Origin of the sequence: Armatimonas sp., from assembly GCF_043760365.1 — a bacterium.
Lineage (GTDB): Bacteria > Armatimonadota > Armatimonadia > Armatimonadales > Armatimonadaceae > Armatimonas.
The window spans coordinates 1-4,088 of the sequence record NZ_JAYUPA010000643.1 but is presented as its reverse complement, the minus strand read 5'-3'; the positions used below and the strand labels follow the sequence as shown (position 1 = coordinate 4,088).

The window sequence follows — 4,088 nt, the reverse complement described above, 5'->3', positions numbered from 1 at the left end:
CCTGGATTGTCCGCTCGTCTTCTTCCGTGAACCCACCGGGTTTTTCGGTGAGGTAGATACTCCCCAAGACTGTCTGATCGTAGCGTATAGGAACCCCGAGGAAGCTCTCCATGGGGGGATGGTGTGCAGGAATTCCAGCAGAGCTCGCGTGCTGGCTTAGTTTTTCCAGTCGGAGGGGGGTCTCGCGCTGGAGGAGGAGCCCTAAAATACCCACGCCGCGTGGCTTGGCCCCGATGGCTTCCATCTCGCTGGGTGTCAGACCAGCCGTCAGAAACTCCTCCAGACTCTCTCCGCCCGCCCGGGCCACCCCGATGGCGCAGTAGCGCGCCCCGATAAGCTGTCGTGCCGCCTCCGCAAACTGCTGGAGCGCCTCTTCGCCGGTCTGGCTGGCAAGAATCTCGGTGTGAATACGATCCGCCACCCCTCGGAGACGTGCGCTCGCGCTGACCTGCTCCTGGAGTACTTCTAGCTGATTGTCACTCACCGGATGCTATTGTACCGCGCCACAACTCCCGCTCAGAGGGCGAGTGGCCAGGAAATCGAGCCACATCTGTGGGGAGTGCAGGGTAGCGGCTCAAGATTGCTTCGGGAAGCGCGACGGGTAGTTGACACTGGATCACCCAGCTTCTCTCACGAAGCGCGAGGGTAAGAGCACTCTCTGCGTCCTCTGTTCGTAGCCGTGCCAGAAACGCCGAAAAGCTGGGTGCATACTCCGACCAGAGTCGCTCTTTCCACGGCGAATCTTCAGGGTCTTCGGAGTACTCAATATTCCAGTAGAGCACTGGGTAGTCGCCGCTTTCTGTGGGGCGGGTGAGGTCGTAGCAAAAGACACTTCCTCCAGCATCCACGGCAAACGGCAGGCGCGTCTTCTCTGAAACGCCCTCGATAAAGCGGCTCAGGAAGCTAACTTGATCGGCAAAATCCAGCGCATCGCCGGTGCCGATCCCGAAGAGTCGGACGGAGAGAAAGCCCAGTTCACCGTCGTTGGTGTGGTGAAGAAATGTCTGATGATCTGGTGGCAAGCTGGCTAAAATTGTTTTCAGCCTTCCGCGGTACTAATCGTCCAGTCCTCACACCGGAGATTGGGCACTTTGCTGTAGTCACGGAGGTTTCGTGTGAGTATGGTGGCTTGGTTTGCGAGGGCAATAGAGGCGATTTTTAAATCCATGGTGCCGATGCGCACCCCGGCTTTTCGAAGCCGCTCGAACTCTGAAGCTGCCCGTGTATCAAAATCTACGACAGGAATCACCCGAAAGCGTTCGATATGCCGACTTAGGCGCTGGTATCCGGTGACCTGTAGCTCCATTGTCTTTGCCTGCGCGATCCACGCAAGCCAGCCGCGCATCTGCTCCTCGTAGGTCACGATGGTTACCGCCACTTCATCGGGGCGAACCAGAAGCAGGCGCTCCGTCATCCGGCGAGCTTCGGGCGTGTCACGATCCAGCAGGCTCTGGCAGTCCGTGTCCAACAGGTACATTATTCCGTTATTTCTTTATCCACGGAATCACGCCAGACACGCCCGAGACGCATTGCCTCATCGTAGATTGGATCGTCCTTAAAAGTGCCGCGCACTTGCTCCCACCAGGGGCGTACCACCTCCGTTCTCTCTACTTTCTGGCGTAACTTTTCTAGGGTTTCCTCAAGAGACAACACACGCTTTTCTAGCTCGATAACTGTCATATTCGTATTTTATCGGAACAGAGTTACTCAATCCACCACCGATGCACAGGCCATCTCTAAAACTCTACGCAGGCCGTCGTCGCCGCCTAGCGAGCCGTCGTGGAAGAGGCTACGGGGCGTTGGCTTCCAGTTGTCTCGGCTGGTGTCCTGCGGGGGCTGCGGGATCTTGGTGTAGGTTGGGTCGTACTGCCCGTTGCTGCCGCCCATTTTGTAGAGCACTAAATCCAACGATGGCACGACATAGAGACAGAAGCCACCCGCGCCGGACTTCCAGAACGCGTCTCGGGGCGCCCCCGCGACATGGCCATCGGCGTTGTGCTCGAACTGCAAGCTGAACGGGGAGTGCGGGTTGTAGGGCAGCATCTTGTTGCAGAGGGCGAGATACTCCGGCGGGACGATTTGCTTATCCCCCCAGCGTCCACCACGTGCCAGGCAGTAGGCAAAGCGCACGGCATCGGTGGCGTGGAGCGCGGTGCTGCCCGCACCGTTGGCATGCGGCATGAGAAAGTCGCCGCGCTGGAGGCAGTAGTCCCAGGCTCCCCAGCCCTGCAGCTTGGCAAGGCGCGTGTCAATGTAGTCCTTGAGGTCCATGCCCGTGATGCGACGCAAGACCATTGAGGCAATATGCGGGGCGGGCGACGAGTACGAGTAGCCCTTGCCCGGATCGGTCCACAGGGGAGTTCGTAGCGACGACTGATCCAAGTTCCGAATGTCCTGGCCCGGCACCGGAGTGAGTGGCACGATCTTGCCCTCCGCAAAGCCTGGGCTGCTGCCCTCTCCATGAAAGCCTGCTGACATACACAAGAGCTGCCCCAGAGTGATCTCGCCCTTGCGCGGGTCGTCGAGCGGGAACGCTTCGGGGAGAAACTCGGGGGTGAAGACTTTCGTATCTAGCCCCTGCGGGATCTTACCCTTGAACTCCTTGAGCATGATGCCACAGGCAATACTCGTGAAGCACTTTCCCGTCGAGGCCATGTCCGGGTTGCAGTTGCGACTCGCTCGGCCCGCGTAGTTCTCGGAGACCAGCCAGCCGCGCCGGACGATCACCAGCCCCGAGTTGGCGCTACAGTGCTGACACTGCTCCCACGCCTGCTCCAGCCGGGTCTTGTCCACGCCCGCGCGCTGCCGAAGCGCCTTCGCCTCTTTGAGGGTTCGCCAGCCACCGGCACTATCCGGCGGTGGAAAGTAGTTATCCATGCGGCGATTGTACCAAAATTGTGCTATCCTGACAGGCAAGGAGAACAGTCGTATGCCTGTAATGGTGGAGGGGAACGGATGAGTGATTTGTACGAGGGGGCGGAACTGACACTCGACGAAAACCTCGATGGGTTGCGGGAGTGGATGAAAAGCCTACAGGAAAAGTGGCCTGAGGAACCTGAGGAAGAGTTGTTTCCCCCGCCTGTCGCCGAGGAGCGGGTCGTTGCTTTTGAGCGAAAATACGGCTTTATGCTTCCTGAGGAGCTACGTGCCATCATCACACAGATCAGTGATGGACTGAACCTCTGGCTCCCGTTGGACGAGTGGGAGAGTCCTCCGGAGGTGATGGGACGCTGGCTCAAGGCGGAAAATATCGCTCTCCCCTTCGTTCCCGAGGAAGTCTACGACTGCTCCTACTTCCCTGACGAAGAGCTAGAAACCTTAGAAAATGCCCCTGCGTACCAGGCGTTTGAAAACAGCTTTAAGCAGCTACAAGATGTCTTGGTCAAAGGAACTCTCTGGCTGGCCGGAGATCTGGATCTTGGCTGTGGGTACTTTCTGGTCGTGACGGGAAACACTCGGGGAAGACTCTGGAAAATTACACAAGACGTTGGCATGGATGCCTCCTATACCGTTCGCTTGGTTTGCCTGGGTTCTCTCTTTAATGCTATTGAAAACATGGAAGAGGAGCAATAGAGAACAAGTAGAATGCTCTATGCAACTTATTGAATCGGATAGACAGGAGAACAGTCGTATGACCAACTTGATGGAAAGAACTAAGACCTATCAGCGTTTCCCTCCCGAGCGCGTGATCGGCACGATGAGTGTTGAGGAGTGGGTGGCACTTTTGAAGCACTCTAAGCAAAAGTCGAACTATATCTGCGGGGAGGTGGTCGAAGTGGCAGGAGCAAGCCCAGAGCATAATCAAATTGCCATGAACTTTGGACGTGCCTTGGGCAACGTGCTGGAAGCTACTGAGGTGAACTGCGATGTTCTCGGAAGCGACCAGAAGGTTTCTGTGACATCAGGGATCTACTACTTTCCCGACTTGTGCGTTGTTTGTGGCGAGTGGAAGGTGGACTTGCACGATGCACTCCAGAACCCCTGCGTGGTTGTGGAGGTGCTCAGCCACAGCACCGAGGCCGATGACCGCACCGATAAGTTTCGGGAGTACCAGCAGATCACGACGCTACGTCACTACATTCTCATTG

At 57.3% G+C, this 4,088-nt stretch carries 7 protein-coding genes; 2 read left to right on the top strand and 5 right to left on the bottom strand.

Annotation, left to right across the window (positions count from 1 at the left end; all coding sequences use genetic code 11):
• The 5 genes from ACH2EH_RS14765 to ACH2EH_RS14745 all read right to left on the bottom strand — a co-directional run.
• The coding region (locus ACH2EH_RS14765; RefSeq protein ID WP_395142807.1) for a GAF domain-containing protein at positions 1-484 on the bottom strand (484 nt) is incomplete at its 3' end.
• The gene (locus tag ACH2EH_RS14760) at positions 477-1,022 is read right to left on the bottom strand and encodes an SMI1/KNR4 family protein (protein ID WP_395142806.1); all 546 of its coding nucleotides are present in this window, start codon (positions 1,020-1,022) and stop codon (positions 477-479) included. The genes ACH2EH_RS14765 and ACH2EH_RS14760, both read right to left, overlap by 8 nt.
• A 17-nt stretch (positions 1,023-1,039) precedes the next feature.
• Positions 1,040-1,477 (bottom strand): type II toxin-antitoxin system VapC family toxin, encoded by a 438-nt coding sequence (locus tag ACH2EH_RS14755; RefSeq protein WP_395142805.1) that lies wholly within the window; start codon positions 1,475-1,477, stop codon positions 1,040-1,042.
• Positions 1,477-1,680 (bottom strand): hypothetical protein, encoded by a 204-nt coding sequence (locus tag ACH2EH_RS14750; protein ID WP_395142804.1) that lies wholly within the window; start codon positions 1,678-1,680, stop codon positions 1,477-1,479. Before ACH2EH_RS14750 ends, ACH2EH_RS14755 begins: the two co-directional genes overlap by 1 nt.
• A 27-nt stretch (positions 1,681-1,707) precedes the next feature.
• Positions 1,708-2,877, bottom strand: coding sequence for a serine hydrolase domain-containing protein (locus ACH2EH_RS14745; RefSeq protein WP_395142803.1), 1,170 nt, complete (start codon positions 2,875-2,877; stop codon positions 1,708-1,710).
• A 78-nt stretch (positions 2,878-2,955) separates the two neighbouring features.
• On the opposite strand from ACH2EH_RS14745, the gene ACH2EH_RS14740 reads away from it, so the two are divergent.
• Both ACH2EH_RS14740 and ACH2EH_RS14735 read left to right on the top strand, forming a co-directional pair.
• On the top strand, positions 2,956-3,573 hold the full coding sequence (locus ACH2EH_RS14740) for a hypothetical protein (RefSeq protein WP_395142802.1): 618 nt from the start codon (positions 2,956-2,958) through the stop codon (positions 3,571-3,573).
• Positions 3,574-3,592: 19 nt separating this feature from the next.
• Positions 3,593-4,088: Uma2 family endonuclease (locus ACH2EH_RS14735; RefSeq protein ID WP_395142801.1), on the top strand; the 496-nt coding region annotated here is incomplete at its 3' end.

Bases quoted from the DNA above. Each gene is read 5' to 3' on its own strand.
- ACH2EH_RS14755 (WP_395142805.1), bottom strand. From the start codon at position 1,477: ATGTACCTGTTGGACACGGACTGCCAGAGCCTGCTGGATCGTGACACG.
- ACH2EH_RS14750 (WP_395142804.1), bottom strand. From the start codon at position 1,680: ATGACAGTTATCGAGCTAGAAAAGCGTGTGTTGTCTCTTGAGGAAACC.
- ACH2EH_RS14745 (WP_395142803.1), bottom strand. From the start codon at position 2,877: ATGGATAACTACTTTCCACCGCCGGATAGTGCCGGTGGCTGGCGAACC.
- ACH2EH_RS14740 (WP_395142802.1), top strand. From the start codon at position 2,956: ATGAGTGATTTGTACGAGGGGGCGGAACTGACACTCGACGAAAACCTC.